Raw genomic sequence first — 21,886 nt, 5'->3', positions numbered from 1 at the left:
TTGTTACACCAGTCGTTTGCGTTCATTGGAAGGCGGAATATGCATCGCCTCCCGGTACTTGGCCACGGTGCGTCTTGCCACCTTGATGCCCTGTTCTCCTAGCATGGCTGCAATTTTACTGTCACTCAATGGCTTTTTGGGAGTTTCCGCGGCAATCAGTTTCTTGATCATCGCGCGAATCGCCGTTGAGGAACATTCACCCCCTTCATCCGTGCTGACATGGCTGGAGAAAAAGTACTTCAGCTCAAAGATGCCACGGGGCGTATGCATGTATTTCTGCGTGGTCACCCGGGAGATCGTGGATTCATGCATTTCCACGGCCTGGGCAATGTCGGACAGGATCAGCGGCTTCATCGCCTCCTCACCCTGGTCCAGGAAGCCCTGCTGGTGCTCCACGATGCGGGTGGCCACCTTCAGCAGGGTCTCGTTCCGGCTCTGCAGGCTCTTGATGAACCACTTGGCTTCCTGCAATTGATCCCGCAGGTAGGTGTTGTCTGCACTGCTGTCCGCACGCCTTATAAGAGAAGCATAGCTCGCATTTACGCGGATGCGGGGGGCAATTTCCGGATTCAGTTCCACCCGCCAGCGGCCGTTGTGTTTGCTGACGATGACATCGGGGATGACGTAATCCGGCTCGCCGTGGTCGATGACATCGCCGGGCCGCGGGTTGAGACCGGTGATCAGCGCCAGGACTTCCCGCAGCTGATCTTCCTTCAAACGGCTTCTGCGCAGCAGTTGGGCGTAGTCGCGGTTACCCAGGAGGTTGATGTAGTGGGTAATTACCAATCGGGCCTGGGCCAGCCAGGGGGTGTCCGGCGGCAGCTGGTTGAGCTGGATCAGCAGGCATTCCTGCAGATCCCGGGCAAACACGCCAGCCGGGTCCAGATGCTGCAACCGGTGCAGTACGGCTTCCACCTCGTCCAGTTCCAGGGGATCCTCGTCGGTGTCGTCCTGCAGGCCGGCATGGATTTCCTCCAGCGGGCTGGTCAGGTAGCCGCGGTCATCCACCGCATCGAGCAGGGCATGGGCGATGGCCCGGTCCCGCTCGCTCATGGGAGTCAGGTTGATCTGCCATTCCAGGTGATCGTGCAGGGTTTCCGTGGGCGAATTGCGGGTCTCGAAATCCTGCTCGTTGTCGTCGTCATTGCGGGCTGAAGACGCCGGGGCGGACTGATAGATGTCGTCCCAGGCGGTGTCGACCGGCAGGTCATCGGGGATGTTGTCCGGGACCTCGCTCTCGTTGGTCCAGTCCGGGCCGGCGTCGTCCCAGTCATCACTGCTCTCGGCGCTGGCAGTGGAACCCTGTTCGTGGTCGTTGTCGTCCCGGTTTTCGGTGTTGTCCGCCGGCGCGTCGGCGTGGTCGTCGTCCTCGGAGGTTTCCAGCATCGGATTGGAATCGAGGGCCTGCTGGATTTCCTGTTGCAGATCGAGGGTGGAGAGCTGCAGAAGCCGGATCGCCTGTTGCAGCTGGGGTGTCATGGTCAGGCTTTGACCCAGCTTTAACTGTAATGAAGCTTTCATCACCATACGTTCAGGATCCGTTACTCGTCACGCTCTGTCGCCTTGGCATCAGAGAAAAAATGCTTTGTATGCTAGCTAGTTGCCGTAGCAAGCAAGTTCTTTGCCGAGTTTACTGGAAACGGGGGCCAGATTGAACATGAAAGGTAACTCAGGGGTTCTTAACTCCGGGGTCTTAACTCAGGGGTCTTAACTCAGGGGTCTGATGAAGACCTTCATCTGACCCCAACTTAGACTCTTGGCTCGTGCTTGAAGTTAACTCGGGGTCAGAAGAAAGCTTTCTTCAGACCCCAGCTTAGACCTTTAGCTCGTGCCCAAATCTAACTCGGGGTCAGAAGAAGGCGTTCTTCTGACCCCTGGGGTGGCGTCTGACTCAGGGGTCTGATGAAAACTTTCATCTGACCCCATCTTTACCCTGGCACCGTTAGAGCCGGAACTCATCCCCCAGATACACCTCCTTCACCTGCTGATTCGCCAGAATCTCTTCCGAACTCCCGGAAGCAATAATATGCCCCCCGGAGACGATGTAGGCGTTCTCGCAGATATCCAGCGTCTCCCGCACGTTGTGGTCGGTGATCAGCACGCCGATGCCCTTGTCCCGAAGGTGGCGGATGATGTGCTTGATGTCGCTCACGGAGATCGGGTCGACGCCGGCGAAGGGTTCGTCCAGCAGGATGAAGGCGGGTTCCATGGCCAGGGCGCGGGCGATTTCCACCCGCCGGCGCTCGCCACCGGACAGGGCCATGCCGACGCTGTCGCGGATGTGGGTGATGTGGAACTCTTCCAGCAGTTCTTCCAGCTTGGCATCACGCTCGGCGCGGCTCAGGCCCTTGCGGGTCTCCAGGATCGCCATGATGTTGTCCCGCACGGTCAGCTTGCGGAACACCGAGGCCTCCTGGGGCAGGTAGCCGATACCCTTGCGGGCCCTTCCGTGCATGGGCAGCGGCGTGATGTCCTGATTGTCGATGGTGATGCGGCCACGATCAGCCGGCACCAGGCCCACAATCATGTAAAAGCAGGTGGTCTTGCCGGCGCCGTTGGGGCCGAGCAAGCCGACGATCTCGCCACTCTGGATTTCCAGGGAAACGTCGATCACCACCTTTTTCTGTTTGTAGCTCTTTGCCAGGTTACTGGCTCTCAGTACTGCCATCGGATCCCTGTCTGGTGCTGCGGGGCTGGATAACCATTTCAACCCGGCCAGTGCCGGATCCCGTGTCCTCTCCGCCCTCGGCGGTCACTACCCGGCGAACCGTGTCGTAGTGGATCAGGTCGCCGCGGAACAGGTTGCCATTCTGCTCAATCACCGCTTCCCGTTCAAAGGTCAGCTGACGATCCGTGGCGGACCAGGTGATGTTGAGGGCCCGGGCATCGGTCTCGCCCTGACCTTCACGGCTGGGCTGGGTGTAGTGGGCCGGGGTGCCGGAAGCCTCGATGCGTTTCAGGCCTTCGTCGTTGCGGTACAGAACCACCCGTTCAGCGGTCAGTCGGGTTTTACCCTGGGTCAGGATGACATCGCCGGTATAGGTGGCCACGCCCTTGCTGTCGTCCAGCCGCGCGCTGTCGGCGCTGACGGTGATGGGCTGGTCGGAGTCCATGTCGAAGGCCAGGGCAGGGCTGCCGAGGGTCATCGCCAGCAGGGCGGCCAGTACGCCGGACGGGTATCTAATGAACGGTCTCATAACGTCCTTCCACGTCGGAGTTGAGCTCCAGAATTCGGTCGTTGATCCAGGCTTTCATGCCGGTGGCACGGGTAACGCCGATACGATCGGTGATTTCCACCGGCGCGTCGGTGTAGATAATGTTCTGGTCGTTGTCCAGCGTCAGCTTGGATGTCGTCAGGGTCGCTTCACGCTCGCCGACCTGACGGATGATACGCACGTTGTCCGTCAGGTACAGCAGATTCTCGTTCTGCAGCAGGCTGCCGTTGTCTGCCTGGATTGTCCAGGGCTCGGTGCCGGGTTCGCCCTGGATACGGGCTGTGGGTGATACCATGGTGGCCGTGTTGCCTTCCTCGAACTGTTCGATCCGTGGGCTGGAGAAGCGCACTTCCAGGTTACCGCTCTCGTCATAGGCAGTGTAGGTGCCGTCCACCACGAAACCATCGGGTTCGGTCGGGCCGCGCAGGGCAGCGGCTTCGGGGTCCGGTGCTGGCGGCTCGTCGCTGCGCCACAGCAGGAACAGCGCCACGGCGACCAGGGCAATCGCCGCGAGCGCCCGAACCAGCGGGCGCTCGGTGAGTTGCCGGAGCGATTCCAGGGGGCTGCTCATCCGGCCGGCTCCAGGTAGGGCGCCAGGGCGGCGTCCAGCTTGTTCTGGGCGGTCAGGATGAGATCACAGGCCTCCCGCACGGCACCGCTGCCGCCGGGCACGCTGGTGCAGTAATGTGCGTGCTGTCGCACCAGCCAGTAGCCGTTGGGTACGGTGATGCCCAGGCCGGCAAAGCGCAGCGCCGGCAGGTCAGGCAGGTCGTCACCCATGTAGGCAATTTCTTCCGGGGCAATGTCCATGGTGCGGACCAGTTCCTGCAAGGCCACTTTCTTGTCTTCACGGCCCTGCATCAGGTGCGGGATGCCAAGGTCGTTAATGCGCTTCTCGGTCAGCGGCGAGCGCCGACCCGTAATGACGGCCACGGTGATGCCGGCGGCCATCAATTGTTTGAGGCCCAGGCCGTCCAGGATGTTGAAGCCCTTGAGTTCATCCCCGTTGGCGCTGAAATAGAGCTTGCCGTCGCTCATGATGCCGTCCACGTCCAGCGCAATCAGGCGGATGCGGGCGGCCCGGGCGATCAGCTCTTCGGGCCATTGGGAGGCGAGCGGACTGGTCAGTTCGGCCATCAGATGACTCCCGCCCGCAGCAGGTCGTGCATGTTGATGGCGCCGACCAGGGTGCCTTGTTCATCGGTGACCGGCAGGGCGTTGATCTTCATCTCTTCCATGATGTTCAGCGCCTCGGCCGCCAGGTGGTCGGCGGCAATGGTCTTGCCGTGGCGGGTCATCACCTCCTCGATGGCGGTGTTGTGGATGTCCACGGACCGGTCCAGGGTGCGGCGCAGATCACCGTCAGTAAAGATGCCGGTGAGGTTGCCTTTGGCGTCTACCACCGTGGTCATGCCCAGGCCCTTGCGGGAAATCTCCAGCAGGGCGCCACTGAGGGTGGTGCCCTCGGTCACGACCGGAATCTGCTCGCCGGTGTGCATGATGCCGGAAACCTTGAGCAGCAGGCGCCGGCCCAGGCTGCCACCGGGGTGGGAGAAAGCGAAATCCTCGGCGCTGAAGCCCCGGGCTTCCAGCAGGGCCACCGCCAATGCATCTCCCATGACCAGTGTTGCCGTAGTACTGGAAGTGGGGGCCAGACCCAGCGGGCAGGCTTCGGCGTCGACACGGACGTCCAGATTGGCCACCGCTTCCCGGGCCAGCACCGAGTCCGGATTGCCGGTCATGCTGATCAGCGGGGCGCCCATGCGTTTGATCAGGGGCAGGATTGTCACCACCTCGCTGGTGTTGCCGCTGTTGGAGATGGCAATGACCACATCCTGGCTGGTGATCATGCCCAGGTCCCCATGGCTGGCTTCGCCGGGATGCACAAAGAAAGAAGGCGTGCCGGTGCTGGCCAGGGTCGCCGCGATCTTGTTGCCGATATGGCCGGACTTGCCCATGCCGGTCACCACGACCCGGCCCTTGCAGGCCATGATGGTCTCGCAGGCGCGGAGGAAGTGGTCGTCAATTCGGGCTTCGAGGGCCTCGATGGCATCGCGCTCGATGCGGATGGCTCGTAGGGCGGACGTCCGGAAATCGTGGCTGGTCTGTTCAGTCATCGGGCTCTGGCCTGGCTCGTATCGGGGGAATTCGGCAAAAAGCGTTGAAAGTGGCGGAAGTATATCATTTTCAGTAATTCCGGTGATGACCATCAGGACATTTTACCGCCCAGACATTGAGGTTAGGCGCCGCATCGCATAATGTAGCCCCTCCTCGAAAGGGACAGATTATGGGTTCGAATGCATACATATCTCTGAAGGACGTTGTCTTCTCCCGTTCCGGCCGGCGGATCTTCGATGGCATCACTCTGGACATTCCCAGGGGCAAGATCACCGCGATCATGGGGCCCAGTGGGACAGGAAAGACTACTTTACTGCGGCTGATCGGGGGACAACTGCGCCCGGACAGTGGCAGCGTCCAGGTGGATGGCCACGAAGTGCCGCGCCTCAAGCGCAAGGACCTTTACGCCCTGCGCGAAAAGATGGGCATGCTGTTCCAGAGTGGCGCCCTGTTTACCGATCTGAGTGTCTTTGAAAACGTGGCGTTTCCTCTGCGGGTACACACGAAACTGCCTGAAGACATGATCCACGACATCGTCCTGATGAAGCTTGAAGCCGTCGGCCTGCGGGGTGCGCGCCACCTGATGCCTTCGGAGCTGTCCGGCGGTATGACCCGCCGGGTCGCTTTGGCGCGCAGTATTGCCCTGGACCCGGAACTGATCATGTATGACGAACCCTTCGCCGGCCAGGATCCCATTGCCATGGGCGTTCTGGTCAAGCTGATCCGGGATCTCAACAGTTCCATGGGCCTGACCAGCGTGCTGGTCTCCCACGATGTGCCGGAGTCGCTGAGTATCTGCCATTACGCCTGTATCATTTCAGATGGCCAGATCATTGGTGAGGGCACACCCGAGGAGCTGAAGGCCCATCCGTCGGACCAGGTCCAGCAGTTCCTGCAAGGCCAGCCAGACGGGCCGGTGCCCTTCCATTATCCGGCGGATGATGCCGGCAAGGACTTTGGCCTGGGAGGAGGCGCCTGATGCTGGATCGTATCGCTTCCATGGGCCGACTGGGCCTGGATGTTGTCGCCTCCCTCGGTCGCTCCGGTCGCTTTCTGGCTGGCGTGCTGAGTGGCGTACCGCGCCCGGTGACCGGCTTTCCGCTGCTGATCAAACAGATTTATACGGTCGGGGTGTTGTCCCTGGCCATCGTGGTGGTCTCCGGCCTGTTCATCGGCATGGTGCTGGGGCTGCAGGGTTACACCATCCTCTCCGATTACGGTTCCGAGGCGGCCATCGGTCAAATGATTGCACTGACCCTGGTGCGGGAGCTCGGGCCGGTGGTCACCGCCCTGCTGTTCGCCGGCCGGGCCGGCTCGGCGTTGACGGCCGAGATTGGCCTGATGAAGGCCACCGAGCAGCTGTCCAGTATGGAGATGATGGGGGTGGACCCCCTGCGCCGGGTGATCGCACCGCGCCTGTGGGCAGGGTTCATAGCCATGCCGATACTGGCGGTCATCTTCTCCGTGGTCGGTATCTGGGGTGGCATGCTGGTCGGTGTGGAATGGCTGGGTGTGTTTGAAGGCTCGTTCTGGGGCAACATGCAGTCCTCGGTGGACTTCCTGGATGACGTGATGAACGGCTTTATCAAGAGCGTCGTATTCGGGTTCGTCTGCGCCTGGATCGCGGTGTTCCAGGGCTACGACTGTGTGCCCACGTCCGCCGGAATCAGTTCCGCCACCACCAAGACCGTGGTTTACTCGTCCCTGGCCGTGCTGGGGCTGGATTTTGTGCTAACCGCCGTAATGTTCGGCGATTTCTGAGATTGATCAACGGGAGCCGGTAATGGCACAGAGAACCATTGAAATCATAGTTGGTCTGTTCATGGTTGCGGGGCTGGCGGCTTTGCTGGTGCTGGCGCTTCAGGTCAGCGGGTTGTCGCCCAAGGCCGCCGAGAGCACCTACACCCTGTACGCCAATTTCAACGATACCGGCGGCCTGACACCCCGGGGCAAGGTCTCCATGGCCGGGGTGACGGTCGGCACCATCGAGTCCATTTCCCTGGACAAGGAAACCTTCCAGGCGAGGGTGGAGATGTCGATCCATTCCGAGGTGGACAACATCCCGGCGGACAGTTCCGCAGTAATACGTACATCCGGCCTGCTCGGTGAGCAGTACATTGATATATCCATTGGTGGAGACATGGAATCGCTGCAAGCGGGCGATACCTTCTACTCCACTCAGTCCGCCATGAACCTTGAGCGGCTGATCAGTAATTTTGCTTCCGGTAAATGAGCACCGGAGCACTGACCAAACAGAGATAGCGGGAGATCCTGATGGTTGCTTTGACCCAACGACTTTTCCTGGCGCTGGCGCTCGTGGTCGCGGCGGTTGCCCAGGCGCAGGCGGGGCAGGCCGAAGAGTTGCGCGAATACGTGGACGTCAACACTCAGAAGCTGGTGAAGAAGCTCAATGAAGAGCGTGGTCTGTATGAGAGGGACCCCGAGGCCTTCTACCAGAGCATGGATGAGGCCCTGACCGATTTCGTGGATTTCCGTCGCATCGCCGCCCGCGTCATGGGGCGCTATGCCCGCCAGACAACGCCCGAACAGCGTGATGAGTTTGTCGAGAAGTTCAAGCGCAGCCTGTTCGACAGCTATGCCAAGGCCCTGGTCGATGCCGAGGACTTCGAGATCAACGTGAGGGAAGCCTCCATCCTGCCGCGCGACGAAAATCGTGCTTCGGTAGAGCTGGAGGTGATCAGTTCTACGGGCAACCGCTACCCGGTGGTGTACTCCATGTACCGGAATGGGGATGGTCAGTGGCTGATGGAGAACGTAATCGTCGAGGGTGTGAACATTGGCCTCGCCTTCCGGGACCGTTTCAGCCAGGAAATGGAAGAGAATCGGGGCCAGATCCAGGTCGTGATTGACGGCTGGAGCGATGCCGCCAAGGCGGTCAATCTGGAAACGGACGCGGACAAATCATGAGTCCGTCCGCACCGCGTGCCGAGCTCCGGGATGGCGAAATGATCGTGGCTGGCGAGGTGGACGCCTCGTCGGTCATTGACCTTCGCCAGCAGGGGGAAACGCTGATTTCAGGCATCAAGGACGGGCTCGTGGTTGATGTCTCCGGTCTTGAAACCGCCCACAGCGTGGTGCTCTCCATGATGCTGTGCTGGGAACGGCTGGCCAGGAAGCAGGGCATCGACCTGAGTTTTCGTGGCATCAATGGTCGCCTTGCCTCGCTGGCATCGTTGAGTAATCTGAGTGCCCAGCTGACCCGCGCCGACTAATTGGTTACAATCTCGCCCCTGATTTTCCAAAACACCCGAGGATAGTTTATGGACGCCGCCGAAGTCACAAAACTGGTCGAAGAAGCCTTGCCCGGTTGCGAGGTTCAGGTCCAGGTCGATGGTACCCATTACATGGTCGTCGTCGTGGGTGACGTATTCGAAGGCCTGCCGACCATCAAGCGGCAGCAAATGATCAACAAGGCGCTGTTCCAGCACGTTATGGACGGCACTATCCACGCTCTGCATCCGCGTGCCTTCACTCCCGCAGAATGGGCCGAGCGCCAGGGCTGATACGCCCGCCAGACACAGGAATTCTATTTTGGACAAACTTCTGATTCGCGGGCGCAAACCCCTCGATGGCGAAATCCGTATTTCAGGTGCCAAGAACGCGGCATTGCCGATTCTCGCTGCCACTCTGCTGGCGGACGAGCCGGTCACCGTGGGCAACCTGCCGCACCTGCATGACATCACCACCATGATCGAGCTGCTGGGCCGTATGGGTGTTGAGGTGATCATCGACGAGAAGATGAGCGTCGAGATCCACGCCAATACCATCAAACACACCCACGCGCCCTACGAGCTGGTCAAGACCATGCGAGCGTCGATCCTGGTGCTTGGTCCGCTGGTGGCCCACTTTGGCGAGGCCGAGGTGTCGCTGCCGGGTGGTTGTGCCATCGGTAGCCGGCCGGTAAACCTGCACATCCACGGCCTCGAGCTGATGGGTGCGGATATCAAGGTCGAGAACGGCTACATCAAGGCGAAGACCAACGGCCGCCTGAAGGGTGCCCACATCTTCCTGGATACCGTGACCGTAACCGGTACCGAGAACCTGATGATGGCTGCGGCCCTGGCCGACGGCAAGACCATCCTTGAAAACGCCGCCCGCGAGCCGGAAGTGGTCGACCTGGCCGAGTGCCTGATTGCCATGGGTGCGGACATCAAGGGCCACGGTACTGCCACCATCGAGATCAACGGTGTCGAGCGTCTGCACGGCTGTCACTACAACGTGCTGCCGGACCGCATCGAAACCGGCACCTTCCTGGTGGCGGCCGCCGCCACCGGTGGCCGGGTGAAACTGAAGGATACTCGGGAAGATCTGCTGGAAGCGGTCCTACTGAAGCTGGAAGAGGCGGGCGCCCACATCGAGACCGGTCCGGACTGGATCGAGCTGGATATGAAGGGCAAACGGCCGAAAGCGGTGAGCCTGCGCACGGCACCGTACCCGGCGTTTCCCACCGACATGCAGGCGCAGTTTGCCGCCATGAATGCGGTGGCGGAAGGCACCGGCACCATCGTGGAGACGGTGTTCGAGAACCGGTTCATGCACCTGCAGGAACTCGGCCGCATGGGCGCCGACATCACCCTGGAAGGCAACGCGGCCATCATCAAAGGCGTGGAGCATCTGACCGGAGCCCCAGTCATGGCGACCGACCTGCGGGCCTCGGCCAGCCTGGTGATCGCCGGCCTGGTGGCCGATGGTGACACCATCGTCGATCGCATCTACCACATCGATCGCGGCTACGAGTGTATCGAAGAGAAATTGCAGCTGCTGGGCGCGAGTATCCGCCGCCTGCCGGCCTGACAGACACAGACGGGAAACCGGAAGGACGCATGACAGATTCCATCACCATCGCCTTGTCGAAGGGACGAATCCTCGAAGAAACCCTGCCGCTGCTGGCGGAAGCCGGCATCGAGCTGGTGGACGACGTGAAGAAATCCCGCAAGCTGGTGTTTCCGACCACCGATCCGGATGTTCGCGTACTGATCATCCGCGCCACCGACGTGCCGACCTACGTCCAGTACGGCGGCGCGGACCTCGGTGTGACCGGCAAGGATGTGCTGATGGAGCACGGCGCGGAAGGCCTGTACGAGCCCCTGGACCTGAATATCTCCCGCTGCCGTCTGATGACCGCCGGCCCGAAAGGCCAGACACCGCCGAACGGCCGCATCAAGGTAGCCACCAAGTTCGTCAACCTGGCTCGAAGGTACTATTCCGCCCAGGGCCGCCAGGCCGATATCATCAAGCTGTACGGCGCAATGGAACTGGCCCCGATCCTCGGCCTGGCCGACGAGATCGTGGATATTGTTGATACCGGCAACACCCTGAAGGCAAACGGCCTCGAAGCCCGGGACCTGATTGAAAACATCAGCAGCCGGCTGGTGGTGAATCGGGCGTCCATGAAGATGAAACATGGGCGGATTAACCCCATAATTGAAAAGATGGCGGCTGCAGTAGAGAAACGGCGGACAGAAAAGTAGGGGTCTGAAGAAAGCCTTCTTCTGACCCCGGTAATTTGGATCTGGCCTTGGAATTGAAGTTGGGGTCAGATGAAAGCTTTCATCTGACCCCTGTAATCCAGCACCACAGCAAAACCAAAGCAATGTCCTCCTGAAGCAGGAACAATGAAATGACCGACGTAACCATCAAACGACTGAACGCCTCCCAAAGCGACTTTGAAAGCGCACTGGCCAAACTCCTGGCATGGGACGACAGCGTGGATCATCAGGTGAATGAGTCGGTGCGTCACATCCTGCACGAGGTCAAAACCCGCGGCGATCAGGCGGTTCTCGAATTCACCGAGAAATTCGACCGCCTGGCAGTCGGCTCGGTAGCCGAGTTGGAAATGGGCAAGGACCGGCTCCAGAAAAGCCTGGACGCCATTCCCCAGGACCAGCGCGACGCTCTGGAAAAAGCTGCCGAGCGCATCCGCGATTACCACGAGCGTCAGGATCAGAAATCCTGGCAGTACCAGGACCAGGACGGCACGATCCTGGGTCAGAAGGTAACCCCGCTGGATCGCGCGGGACTCTACGTGCCCGGTGGCAAGGCGGCGTACCCATCATCCGTACTGATGAACGCGATTCCGGCGAAAGTGGCTGGCGTCAGTGAGGTCATCATGGTGGTGCCAACGCCAGACGGTGTCGTCAACGACATGGTCCTGGCCGCCGCCGCCATTGCCGGCGTAGACCGGGTATTCACCGTCGGCGGTGCCCAGGCAGTCGGCGCACTGGCCTACGGCACGGAAACCATCCCCTCCGTGGACAAGATCGTCGGTCCCGGCAACATCTTCGTGGCCACGGCCAAGCGCGAGGTGTTCGGCGTCGTCGGCATCGACATGATCGCCGGCCCGTCCGAGATCCTGGTGATCTCCGACGGCAAGACCGATCCGGACTGGATTGCCATGGATCTGTTCTCCCAGGCCGAGCACGACGAGCAGGCTCAGAGCATTCTGATCAGCCCAGATGCGGAATTCCTGGATGCCGTGGAAGCCAGCATCAACAAACTGCTGCCGACCATGGAGCGGGCCGAAATCATCCGCACCTCCATGACCGACCGCGCGGCCCTGATCAAGGTGGCAGATCTCAAGGAAGCGGCCGAGGTGTCCAACCGGATTGCCCCGGAGCACCTGGAGCTGTCCGTGGAAGATCCGCAAGCGATGCTGGACGACATCCGTCACGCCGGCGCCATCTTCATGGGCCGCTACACCGCCGAGGCCCTGGGCGACTACTGCGCCGGCCCGAACCACGTACTGCCCACCAGCGGCACTGCACGGTTCTCCTCGCCACTGGGCGTCTACGACTTCCAGAAGCGCTCGTCCATCATCGGCTTCAGCGCCGATGGCGCCGACCGCATGGGCCGCGTAGCGTCCGTCCTGGCGAGAGGTGAAGGCCTCACTGCCCACGCCCGCTCGGCGGAGTACCGGATCAAAGTTTAAGTGGGGAGTTGAAGGCGGGGTCAGATGAAAGCTTTCATCTGACCCCATGTTCACCTCGAATTCCCCTCCGGGGTCTGATGAAAACCTTCATCTGACCCCATGTTAACGCAGCATGCAGGCAGGTGGGCGGCACGTCTCCCGGGAATGGAACGCCTTCTTCTGACCCCACGTTCAACATGCCAGCACCAAAGTTGGTAGGCAGGTGGGCAAGGCTCCGCCCGGGAATGTAGAGGGCCAAGGATGGCCCGAAACAAGCGCACATGGATGTGCTCGTAGCGGTTCCCGGGCGGAGCCTTGCCCACCTGCTGTCGACTCGGAGTAAGAGGATCAAATGAGCAAATTCTGGAGCCCCCTGGTAAACGACCTGGTCCCCTACGTCCCGGGCGAACAGCCGAAAATGGCAAACCTGGTCAAGCTCAACACCAACGAAAACCCCTTCGGCCCATCGCCCAAGGTCATCGAAGCCATCCAGGCCGAATTGAACGACAACCTCCGCCTCTACCCGGACCCGGAAGGCGAGGCCCTGCGCCAGACCATCGCTGACTACCACAAGGTCCAGCCCGAGCAGGTATTCCTCGGCAACGGCTCCGACGAAGTCCTGGCTCACATCTTCTACGCCCTGTTCCAACACGGCGAACCGATCCTGTTCCCGGACGTGACCTACAGCTTCTACCCGGTCTACTGTGGTCTCTATAACATTGAAGCCAAGCCGGTACCGCTGACCGAGAGCTTCGAGATCAACCCGGAGGATTACCAGCAGCCCAACGGCGGCGTCATCTTCCCGAACCCGAACGCCCCGACCGGCCGCTACCTGCCACTGGAGCAAGTAGAAGCGGTCGTCCAGGCCAACCCGGATCGCGTGGTCGTAGTTGACGAAGCCTACGTAGACTTCGGTGGAGAGAGCGCCATCACTCTCGTGGACAAGTATCCGAACCTGCTCGTCAGCCAGACCTTATCCAAGGCCCGTTCTCTGGCAGGCTTGCGTGTCGGTCTCGCCATTGGCCACAAGGATCTGATCGAAGCACTGAACCGAGTGAAAAACAGCTTCAACAGTTACCCCCTGGACCGCCTGGCTCTTGCCGGCGCGAGAGCCGCCTACGAAGACGAAGCCTGGTTCCGGAACTGCTGTGATCGTGTAATCAGCGAGCGCGAGCGTGTTACCGAGGCGCTGGAAAACCTCGGCTTCGAAGTGCTGCCATCCAAAGCCAATTTCGTATTCGCCCGCGACAAGGAACAATCTGGTGAGACGCTGGCTAAAGGCTTGAGAGAGCAGGGCATCATCGTCCGGCACTTCAATAAGCCCAGAATCAGCGACTTCCTGCGCATTACAATCGGCACCGCCGAGCAGAATGATGCATTGATCAAAGGCCTTCAGTCTCTGTAAAACTGAATGGTTCGCGGAGGCAGGCGGGGAGGGCCTTCCGGGAATGTCGGAGGCCATGGATGGCCGGAGTCAAGCGCACATGGATGTGCTCGTAGCGGTTCCCGGAAGGCCCTCCCCGCCTGCCGGCCACTCCCAACTCAGAAGGCAATCAGGAGGAGCTCTATGGCAGCTCGAAACGATATCCTGAACACCATCAACGAATGGCTCCAACCCGAAAACTTTCAGGACTATTGCCCGAACGGACTCCAGGTCGAAGGTAAAGACGAAATCAACACCATCGTCACCGGCGTAACCGCATCCAAGGCGCTGATCGAAGCCGCCATCGAAGCCAACGCCGACATGATTTTGGTCCACCATGGCTACTTCTGGAAAGGCGAGGACCAGCGAATCCGGGGCATGAAACGCGAGCGTCTCAAGCAGCTGCTGGACCACGATATCAACCTGGTCGCCTACCACCTTCCGCTGGACGATCATCCGGAATATGGCAACAACCGCCAACTCGCTGACGTCCTGGAAATCAAAAACCCGCGCCCGCTGGGCGGCCTGGTCTGGGAAGGTGAACTGCAAGAACCGATGACCCCGGAAAAGTTCGGTCTCCATATCGCCAGAAAACTCCACCGCGAGCCGCTCTGGGTGGGTGAGGGCAAGCAGGAGATCAAGCGGGTAGGCTGGTGCACCGGCGCAGCGCAGGGCTTCATCAACATTGCCCTGGATGCGGGTCTGGATGCGTATATCAGCGGGGAAATATCGGAGCCGACGACTCATACTGCTCGGGAGTGCGGTATCCACTACTTCGCAGCGGGTCACCACGCGACGGAGCGTTACGGCGTACAGGCGCTTGGGAAGGCTTTGGAAAAGGAATTCGGGGTAACCCACCAGTTTATTGATTGCGATAATCCGGTGTGAGGTGAAGACGGGGTCATGAAAATGGGGTCAGAAGAAGGCTTTCTTCAGACCCCGGTGCTGGAGTCAGACTTCTTCGGAAAATTAAAACACCATGGGAAATGAATTCCCTCGGAGTGAAAACCTCTCCCCCGGGGTCAGATGAAAGCTTTCATCTGACCCCTTCTTCATTCCATTAGAGCGAATTGCATCAAAGTCTGACTGAGCGGCTCTGGAAAGGCTGTCCAAAACTGTGCGGAGCCATGGATGGCGGAGCTCAAGCGTCACATGGACGTGCCGAAGGAGCGGGTTTTGGACAGCCTTTCCCGAGCCGCTCACGCAACCAAGTTCGCAGTCCTGGCGTGAAAAGTAACTTCAAGCCTCAGAAGAAGCCTTCCGCTCCTTATCCAGCCCGAAGTCCTCAGCCAACGTCCCCTTCGCCTCCGGATCCTTCTTCGGCGCATAATCCCGGGGCGGCTCGGCCGGCGCGTCCTCGCGAACTTCCTCAAGGCGCTTCTTGGAAGTCTCGTGCTGAAGCTCCTCCATCCAGTCCTCATCATTGCAGAGACGATTCGCGCCCCGGGCCATGTGCTGATTCACATCCCGGTAGGCGTCATTGAACCGACGAAGCAAATGGGCTGACTCCATGAAGTGCTCATTCACCTGAGCCTGGTAACGAGTAAACTCGCTTCGCAGCTCATCAATCTGCTGCTCTGCACGGCGCTGCCGAAGAGTCTGTCCCTGACCGGAGCGGCCAACCAATACCCCGATGACAATGCCAACAACCAATGCGGCAATCGCTGCCAGAATCAGGTTCGTCATATGCTGTGTCGTCCTTTTAGCTAGAAATGAGCCAAGCCCTCAACGCAGTATAACGCGCCGGGGCGCTCCCCGCCCACGGTTACTGCCTGCAACAATCGTCGTATTGCCCCTGCGGCCGCTGCGAATGGCGAAAAATCCCGAAATAAGCGACAATACCGCGCCCAAATTCATGTCCAACTTCCGGGAATACCTTGATGACAGCAGCGATGTCCTCCGAAACCAGTGCGAACCTGACTCCTTGGCAGCGGTACCTGAAGGATCTTGAACGCCCGGATTTTCACAAGGACCCGGCCCAGGAAGATGCAGTAAAGCGCCTGCAGGCACTGTACGACAAACTGGTCGAAGCTGAAAGTGAACGCAACAAGGCCATGGCCAAGCTTCGCCGCAAACTCAAGAAGGGCAGGGAAGAGCCCATCAAGGGCCTGTATTTCTGGGGTGGTGTTGGCCGCGGCAAGACCTACCTGATGGACACTTTTTTCGAGTCCCTGCCGTTTGATCGCAAGATGCGGGTGCACTTCCACCGCTTCATGCAGAGGGTGCACAACGAACTCAAGGCCCTCAAGGGCGAGAAAAATCCCTTGGAGCAGGTGTCGAAGAAGTTTGCCGACGAAACCCGGGTCATCTGCTTCGACGAATTCTTCGTTTCCGACATCGGCGATGCCATGATCCTCGCCACCCTCATGGATGGTCTGTTCAGCCGGGGCGTGACCCTGGTGTGTACCTCGAACATCGTCCCGGATGGCCTTTACAAGGATGGCTTGCAGCGCCAGCGCTTCCTGCCAGCAATTGAGCTGGTGAAAAAGCATACCGATGTGGTCAATGTGGACGGCGGTGTGGATTACCGCCTGCGCACCCTGGAGCAGGCCGAGCTTTACCATTGCCCGCTGGACAACGAGGCCGATGTGAGTCTGCGCGAAAGCTTCGACCGCCTGGCGGTGGAAGCTGCGAAGCACAGCAAAACCATGGAAATCAACGGCCGCAAGATCCCGGCCCAGGCCCATGCTGACGACGTGGTGTGGTTTGACTTCAAAGACGTCTGCGACGGCCCGCGCTCCCAGAACGACTACATCGAAATGGCCCGCCAGTTCCACGCCATCATCGTCAGCAATGTGCCGGTCCTCGGCGGCGACAAGGACGACCAGGCCCGCCGATTCATCAACATGATCGACGAGTTCTACGACCGCAACGTCAAAGTCATCATCTCCGCGGCAGCGCCCATCACCGAACTCTACGCCGGCGGCCGCCTCAGCTTCGAATTCGAACGCACCGAATCCCGATTGTTGGAAATGCAGTCCCACGAATACCTGGAGGCGCCGCATAAGCCCTGAGTGGGGAAAGGGTCTGATTTAACTCAGGGGTCTGAAGAGCTTCGTTCTTCTGACCCCATCTTGGAACCGGACCCCGAGCCAAACCACTAACACGGGGTCAGAAGAAGGCTTTCTTCAGACCCCAATTTCAACTCAGGAGTCTGATCTAACTCAGGGGTCTGAAGAACTTGTTCTTCTGACCCCATGTTCAACCAACCCCCAACTCAAAAAACAAAAAAAGGGGTCAGATGAAAGCGTTCATCAGACCCCACCAACAGATCAAACCGAGAGGTCCAACACCAATGAGCAACGACAACGTAGTCATCGTAAGCGGCGTCCGCACCCCCATGGGCGGCTTCATGGGCAGCCTGGCGGACGTCTCCGCCCCGGAACTCGGCGCGCTCACCATTGCCGAAGCGGTCAAGCGCGCTGGCCTGCAGCCTGCGGACGTCCAGGAAGTGATCATGGGCAACGTTCTGCCCGCCGGTCTCAAACAGGGTCCGGCCCGTCAGGCGATGCGTCTGGCCGGTCTTCCGGACAACACCGGTGCCACCACCATCAACAAACTCTGCGGCTCCGGCATGAAAGCCGCGATGTTCGCCCACGACCTGATCAAGGCTGGCAGCAACGACGTCATGGTCGCCGGTGGCATGGAGAGCATGTCCAACGCACCTTACGTGCTCCTCGGTGCCCGCAAAGGTTACCGCATGGGCCCCGGCCAGGCGCCGCAGGACCACATGTTCCTGGACGGCCTTGAAGATGCCGAGACCGGCCGACTGATGGGCGCCTTCGCCCAGGATATGGCGGACAAAAAAGGCTACACCCGCGAGGAAATGGACGAATACGCCATCCAATCCCTGACCCGCGCGAAGAAAGCCATCGAAGCAGGTCTGCTGAAAGAGGAAATCATCCCGGTGACCGTCAAGACCCGCAAAGGTGAGGTCGTTGTCGAGGATGACGAGCAGCCCCACAACGCCAACATTGACAAGATCCCCAGCCTGCGCCCGGCGTTCAAGAAAGATGGCACGGTGACCGCCGCCAACTCCTCCTCCATCTCCGACGGCGCTTCCGCACTGCTGCTGATGCGCGAATCCGAGGCCGAGAAGCGCGGCCTCAAGCCCATGGCCCGGATTGTTGCCCACAGCACACAATCCCAGCATCCGTCCGAGTTCACCTGCGCACCGGTGGGCGCCATCGAAACCCTGTTCGCGAAGACCGGTTGGAGCAAGGAAGACGTCGACCTGTTCGAAATCAATGAAGCCTTCGCCATGGTCGCCATGATGCCGATCAAGGAACTGGGCCTGGACCCGGAAAAGGTCAACATCCACGGCGGCGCCTGCGCCCAGGGCCACCCAGTAGGCTCCACCGGCTCCCGCCTGCTGGTTACCCTGATGCACTCGCTGAAGCACTATGGCAAGAAGAAGGGCATTGCCGCCCTGTGCATTGGTGGCGGCGAGGCGACTGCCATGGCCATTGAAATGCTCTGAGGCGAACTCCGGGGGCTGGCCAAACTCAGGGGTCTGAAGAAAGCCTTCTTCTGACCCCAACTTCACTCCCACTTGGGGCGAGCCTCTAACTCGGGGTCAGATGAAGGTCTTCATCTGACCCCATTTTCATTCCCACCCAAGTCAGGCATCCAAACCCCTTGTTTACTGACCGCTTTTTTATTGGTTGCAACCAAATTTCTTGTCTATAGTGATTCACAGTGCGAATCAACAGGGCGGCCGGCGAGGTGTGATAGCAAAATCATACTTTTGACTGATCAAAGCCCCGAACAGCGTTAGCTATAGTGCCAACATCACGAGCACTGTGCATGAAGCCTCCAATACATCGTGAACACCAATAATCAGAGCAGCGACTCAGAACAACAATGGAGTAGCCTTCCAATGACAAGAAAAACTCATCAATGGCAGCGTTGGACCAAACTACCGCTGGCCGTGGCGATTGCCGCCGGTGCCGCCGGCCAGGCGTCCGCCTATTCGTTTTACATGGGAGACGTGGAAGCCCAGTTCAATACGACGCTGTCAGCTGGTGCCGGGTGGCGGCTTGAGGACCAGGACCGCCGTCTGATTGCCCAGGGTAACCTGGGACCAGAGTATGCCGACACCGACGTAGGTGCCTCAACCAACAACTACGACGACGGCAACCTGAACTTCGACAAAGGCGACACGTACTCCAAGATTGTCAAAGGCAACAGTGAGCTGTTCCTGGATTATGCGGTGGACAGTGACACCCTCACCCGTGTGGGCGGTTTCGTCCGTGGCCGTTACTGGTACGACTTCGAACTGAAGGACGAGAGTCGTGCAGTGGACTTCGTTGGCCAGCAGCGTGAGCTCAACCCGGAGGCCAAGGATAACGCCTCAGGTGGTGAATTCCTTGACGCCTATGTCTTCTCCGACTGGTATTTCGGCAATGTTCCCGTGAGCCTGCGTTATGGTAAGCAGGTGGTCAGCTGGGGTGAGAGTACCTTCATCCAGGGCGGTATCAACACCATCAACCCGGTGGACGTCCCGGCTTTCCGGGCACCGGGTTCACAGCTGAAAGACGCGTTGCTGCCGGTGGAAATGTTCTATGCCTCCGCAGGTGTCACCCAGAACATCACCCTGGAAACCTTTGTTCAGACTGACTGGGAACCGGTCCGTCCGGACGACTGCGGCACCTTCTTCTCCACCAACGACTTTGCTGCCGACGGCTGTGGCCCGGTACTGCTGGCCGGCCAGTTGCCGGACTCCCAGGCCTACGCTCAGGGTTTCATTGCGCCCCGCGTCGGTGATCGTGAGGCCGACGAAAAAGATCAGTTCGGTATCGCCATGCGCTGGTACGTGCCGGCCCTGAACGATTCCGAGCTGGGCTTCTACTACATCAAATACAACAGCCGTCTGCCTTATGTCAGCGGTGTCGTAAATGATCCGGAAAATGGTGTGAGCTTCCCGTCTTACTACATCGAATATCCGGAGAACATCGATCTCTATGGTATCAGCATCAACACCACCACCCCCGGTGGCTGGTCCCTGGGTGCAGAATACAGCTTCCGAGAGAACCTGCCGCTTCAGTGGAACGCCTTCGAACTGATCTACGGCGGTATTCAACTTGAGAACCCGGTCACCGGGGAGAACGCCAGTTTGCTCCAGGACCAGCGTGAGGCTGAGGCCGGTGGTGCCAGTCTTGCAGGCCAGGACGTGTCCGGTTGGGACACCTTCAAGGTCTCCCAGGCCCAATTCACCCTGATCAAATTCTTCGATCAGGTGATGGGTGCCAGCCGTCTGTCCTTTATCACCGAGTTTGGTGCCACCTACGTGCACGATCTGCCGGATGAAGACGAGGCTCTGTACGGCCGCTCCGGTACGTTTGCTATTGGCACTCGCCCGGGCGGCGGTTGTGAGGAATTGAACCTGAACGACACCTACTGTACAACAGACGGCTTCACCACCGACTTCTCCTGGGGCTACCGCGCCCGTTTCGTGTGGGATTACCCGAATGCGATCGCCGGTATCAACCTGTCCCCGCAGCTGGCCTGGAGCCACGACGTGAAAGGTTACAGCCCGCAGCCGGGTGGCGCCTTCAACGAGGGTAGCAAGGCGATCGGCCTGTCCCTGCAGGCGGTGTACCAGAACAGGATTACCGGTAATATCGGTTATACAAACTTTTTCGGCGGGAAGCCGTATAACGAGTTGACTGACCGAGATTTCGTGAGCGCGAGCGTTTCGTACTCCTTCTGAACCGGAAACAATTCGTCTGACGAGGAAACCTAAATGAGACTGAACAAGAAACTACTGACCACAGGTGTCCTGGCTGCCAGTCTGTGTGCCGGCCAGGCCTGGGGTGCGGTTTCTGCGGCGGAGGCAGCCAAGCTGGGTGACTCCCTGACACCAATGGGTGCCGAGAAAGCCGGTAACGGTGGAGCCATTCCGGCCTGGGACGGCGGGTTGACCACCCCTCCGGCCGGCTACAAGGGTGACGGCATCTACGTGAACCCGTTCCCGAACGAAAAGCCGAAGTTCGTGATCGATCAGAGCAACGTGGACCAGTACGCGGAGAATCTGTCTCCCGGCCAGGTTGCGATGATCAAGAAGTACGACGACTACTTCATGCCGGTGTACGAGACCCATCGTACCGCGGCATACCCGGAAGCGGTCATGGAAGAAACGGTCGAGAATGCGACCAAATCCGAGCTGATCAAGGACGGTAACGGTCTGGGCAACTACCAGAGCGCCACACCGTTCCCGATCCCGCAGAACGGCCTGGAAGTAATCTGGAACCACATCACCCGCTATCGGGGTGGTTCGGTCCAGCGTAACGTTGGCCAGGTAACTCCGACCGCCGGTGGCGCGTTCTCTGTGGTCCGTTTCCAGGACGAACTGACCTGGCGGACCTACCTTGAGGACTACAGCCCGGAAGACGACGCGAACGTACTGTTCTACTTCCGTCAGGCCATCACCGCGCCGGCGCGCCTGGCGGGTAACGTGCTCCTGGTTCACGAGACCCTCGATCAGGTCGCCGAGCCCCGCCGTGCGTGGATCTATAACGCCGGTCAGCGTCGGGTTCGTCGTGCACCGCAGGTTGCCTATGACGGCCCGGGTACCGCTTCCGACGGTATGCGTACCTCCGACAACTTCGACATGTTCAACGGCGCTCCGGACAAGTACAACTGGGAGCTGGTGGGCAAGAAGGAAATGTACATTCCGTACAACTCCTACAAGCTGATGGACCCGGACCTGACCTACGACCAGATCGTCAAGGCCGGCCATATCAACCAGGACTTCACCCGCTATGAACTGCACCGGGTATGGCACGTGCGCGCAACCCTGAAAGAAGGCGAGCGTCACATCTACGCCCAGCGTGACTTCTTCATCGACGAAGACACCTGGCAGGCCTCTGTCATCGACCACTTCGACGGTCGTGGCGAGCTCTGGCGTGTGGCCGAAGCCCATGCGGTCCAGTTCTACGATCAGGTTGTACCCTGGTACGCCATCGAAACCCTGTACGATCTCCTCTCCGGTCGCTACCTGGCCCTGGGCCTGACCAACGAGGAAGAGAACCCGTACACCTTCGGTATCGACCGCCGCTCCCGCGACTACACCCCGGCCGCCCTGCGCCGCGCGGGCACCCGCTAAGCCAACCCCGGGGGTCATGACACAGGGGTCTGATGAAAACCTTCATCTGACCCCATCTTGGCCCCAACTCGAAGTCAGCCACACCCCAGGGGTCA

The 21,886-nt window shown here is 59.8% G+C and carries 22 protein-coding genes; 15 read left to right on the top strand and 7 right to left on the bottom strand.

From position 1 onward, the window contains the following. Positions 1–3 precede the first annotated feature (3 nt). From BM254_RS07235 to BM254_RS07210, 6 genes are all read right to left on the bottom strand, one after another. A complete protein-coding gene (locus BM254_RS07235) occupies positions 4–1,521 on the bottom strand; it encodes an RNA polymerase factor sigma-54 (RefSeq protein WP_092002172.1) in 1,518 nt (505 codons plus the stop codon). Positions 1,522–1,942: 421 nt separating this feature from the next. Next, positions 1,943–2,668, bottom strand: coding sequence for an LPS export ABC transporter ATP-binding protein (gene lptB / locus BM254_RS07230; RefSeq protein WP_092000945.1), 726 nt, complete (start codon positions 2,666–2,668; stop codon positions 1,943–1,945). Further along, positions 2,646–3,197 (bottom strand): lipopolysaccharide transport periplasmic protein LptA, encoded by a 552-nt coding sequence (gene lptA, locus BM254_RS07225; RefSeq protein ID WP_092000942.1) that lies wholly within the window; start codon positions 3,195–3,197, stop codon positions 2,646–2,648. Before lptA ends, lptB begins: the two co-directional genes overlap by 23 nt. Further along, complete coding sequence (lptC, locus tag BM254_RS07220) at positions 3,181–3,786, bottom strand: LPS export ABC transporter periplasmic protein LptC (protein ID WP_092000939.1); 606 nt, start codon at positions 3,784–3,786, stop codon at positions 3,181–3,183. Before lptC ends, lptA begins: the two co-directional genes overlap by 17 nt. Continuing rightward, positions 3,783–4,352 (bottom strand): 3-deoxy-manno-octulosonate-8-phosphatase KdsC, encoded by a 570-nt coding sequence (gene kdsC, locus BM254_RS07215; RefSeq protein ID WP_092000936.1) that lies wholly within the window; start codon positions 4,350–4,352, stop codon positions 3,783–3,785. The genes lptC and kdsC overlap by 4 nt, the downstream gene beginning before the upstream one ends. Next, on the bottom strand, positions 4,352–5,332 hold the full coding sequence (locus BM254_RS07210) for a KpsF/GutQ family sugar-phosphate isomerase (RefSeq protein WP_092000932.1): 981 nt from the start codon (positions 5,330–5,332) through the stop codon (positions 4,352–4,354). The genes kdsC and BM254_RS07210 overlap by 1 nt, the downstream gene beginning before the upstream one ends. A gap of 167 nt (positions 5,333–5,499) precedes the next feature. Here BM254_RS07210 and BM254_RS07205 point away from each other — a divergent pair, with 167 nt between their 5' ends. From BM254_RS07205 to BM254_RS07155, 11 genes are all read left to right on the top strand, one after another. Beyond that, complete coding sequence (locus BM254_RS07205) at positions 5,500–6,312, top strand: ATP-binding cassette domain-containing protein (protein WP_245777412.1); 813 nt, start codon at positions 5,500–5,502, stop codon at positions 6,310–6,312. Next, positions 6,312–7,094 carry a lipid asymmetry maintenance ABC transporter permease subunit MlaE gene (gene mlaE, locus BM254_RS07200; protein WP_092000926.1) on the top strand — a complete coding sequence of 261 codons (783 nt, stop codon included), beginning with the start codon at positions 6,312–6,314 and terminating at the stop codon, positions 7,092–7,094. Before BM254_RS07205 ends, mlaE begins: the two co-directional genes overlap by 1 nt. A 22-nt stretch (positions 7,095–7,116) precedes the next feature. Further along, entirely contained in the window at positions 7,117–7,566 is a 450-nt protein-coding gene (mlaD, locus tag BM254_RS07195) for an outer membrane lipid asymmetry maintenance protein MlaD (protein ID WP_092000923.1), read from the top strand. A gap of 41 nt (positions 7,567–7,607) precedes the next feature. Continuing rightward, positions 7,608–8,261, top strand: a complete 654-nt coding sequence (locus tag BM254_RS07190) for an MlaC/ttg2D family ABC transporter substrate-binding protein (RefSeq protein ID WP_092000920.1) — start codon at positions 7,608–7,610, stop codon at positions 8,259–8,261. Further along, positions 8,258–8,566 (top strand): STAS domain-containing protein, encoded by a 309-nt coding sequence (locus BM254_RS07185; RefSeq protein WP_092000918.1) that lies wholly within the window; start codon positions 8,258–8,260, stop codon positions 8,564–8,566. Before BM254_RS07190 ends, BM254_RS07185 begins: the two co-directional genes overlap by 4 nt. A 48-nt stretch (positions 8,567–8,614) precedes the next feature. Continuing rightward, positions 8,615–8,857: a BolA family protein gene (locus tag BM254_RS07180; RefSeq protein ID WP_092000915.1), complete on the top strand. Its 243-nt coding sequence runs from the start codon at positions 8,615–8,617 to the stop codon at positions 8,855–8,857. Positions 8,858–8,885: 28 nt separating this feature from the next. Then, a complete protein-coding gene (gene murA / locus BM254_RS07175) occupies positions 8,886–10,148 on the top strand; it encodes a UDP-N-acetylglucosamine 1-carboxyvinyltransferase (RefSeq protein ID WP_092000912.1) in 1,263 nt (420 codons plus the stop codon). Between the two features lie 29 nt (positions 10,149–10,177). Beyond that, on the top strand, positions 10,178–10,825 hold the full coding sequence (hisG, locus tag BM254_RS07170; protein ID WP_092000909.1) for an ATP phosphoribosyltransferase: 648 nt from the start codon (positions 10,178–10,180) through the stop codon (positions 10,823–10,825). Between the two features lie 149 nt (positions 10,826–10,974). Then, positions 10,975–12,282 (top strand): histidinol dehydrogenase, encoded by a 1,308-nt coding sequence (gene hisD / locus BM254_RS07165; protein WP_092000906.1) that lies wholly within the window; start codon positions 10,975–10,977, stop codon positions 12,280–12,282. A gap of 331 nt (positions 12,283–12,613) precedes the next feature. After that, entirely contained in the window at positions 12,614–13,666 is a 1,053-nt protein-coding gene (hisC, locus tag BM254_RS07160; protein WP_092000902.1) for a histidinol-phosphate transaminase, read from the top strand. Positions 13,667–13,828: 162 nt separating this feature from the next. Continuing rightward, entirely contained in the window at positions 13,829–14,572 is a 744-nt protein-coding gene (locus tag BM254_RS07155) for a Nif3-like dinuclear metal center hexameric protein (RefSeq protein ID WP_092000899.1), read from the top strand. 351 nt (positions 14,573–14,923) lie between these two features. On the opposite strand, the gene BM254_RS07150 is transcribed toward BM254_RS07155, so the two are convergent. Continuing rightward, on the bottom strand, positions 14,924–15,370 hold the full coding sequence (locus BM254_RS07150) for a Z-ring associated ZapG family protein (RefSeq protein WP_092000896.1): 447 nt from the start codon (positions 15,368–15,370) through the stop codon (positions 14,924–14,926). Positions 15,371–15,600: 230 nt separating this feature from the next. Between BM254_RS07150 and zapE the strand changes: the two genes are divergently transcribed. From zapE to BM254_RS07130, 4 genes are all read left to right on the top strand, one after another. Beyond that, positions 15,601–16,698: a cell division protein ZapE gene (gene zapE, locus BM254_RS07145; RefSeq protein WP_245777411.1), complete on the top strand. Its 1,098-nt coding sequence runs from the start codon at positions 15,601–15,603 to the stop codon at positions 16,696–16,698. Positions 16,699–16,979: 281 nt separating this feature from the next. Continuing rightward, positions 16,980–18,164, top strand: a complete 1,185-nt coding sequence (locus BM254_RS07140; RefSeq protein ID WP_092000890.1) for a thiolase family protein — start codon at positions 16,980–16,982, stop codon at positions 18,162–18,164. Between the two features lie 399 nt (positions 18,165–18,563). Further along, positions 18,564–20,396 (top strand): DUF1302 domain-containing protein, encoded by a 1,833-nt coding sequence (locus BM254_RS07135; RefSeq protein WP_092000888.1) that lies wholly within the window; start codon positions 18,564–18,566, stop codon positions 20,394–20,396. A gap of 33 nt (positions 20,397–20,429) precedes the next feature. Further along, positions 20,430–21,791, top strand: coding sequence for a DUF1329 domain-containing protein (locus BM254_RS07130; RefSeq protein ID WP_092000885.1), 1,362 nt, complete (start codon positions 20,430–20,432; stop codon positions 21,789–21,791). Positions 21,792–21,886 lie beyond the last annotated feature (95 nt).

It is taken from the genome of Marinobacter pelagius (genome assembly GCF_900114925.1).
GTDB classification, from domain to species: Bacteria; Pseudomonadota; Gammaproteobacteria; order Pseudomonadales; family Oleiphilaceae; genus Marinobacter; species Marinobacter pelagius.
Note: the sequence above shows the minus strand (reverse complement) of the source record. Positions and strands in the feature narration are given on the sequence as shown.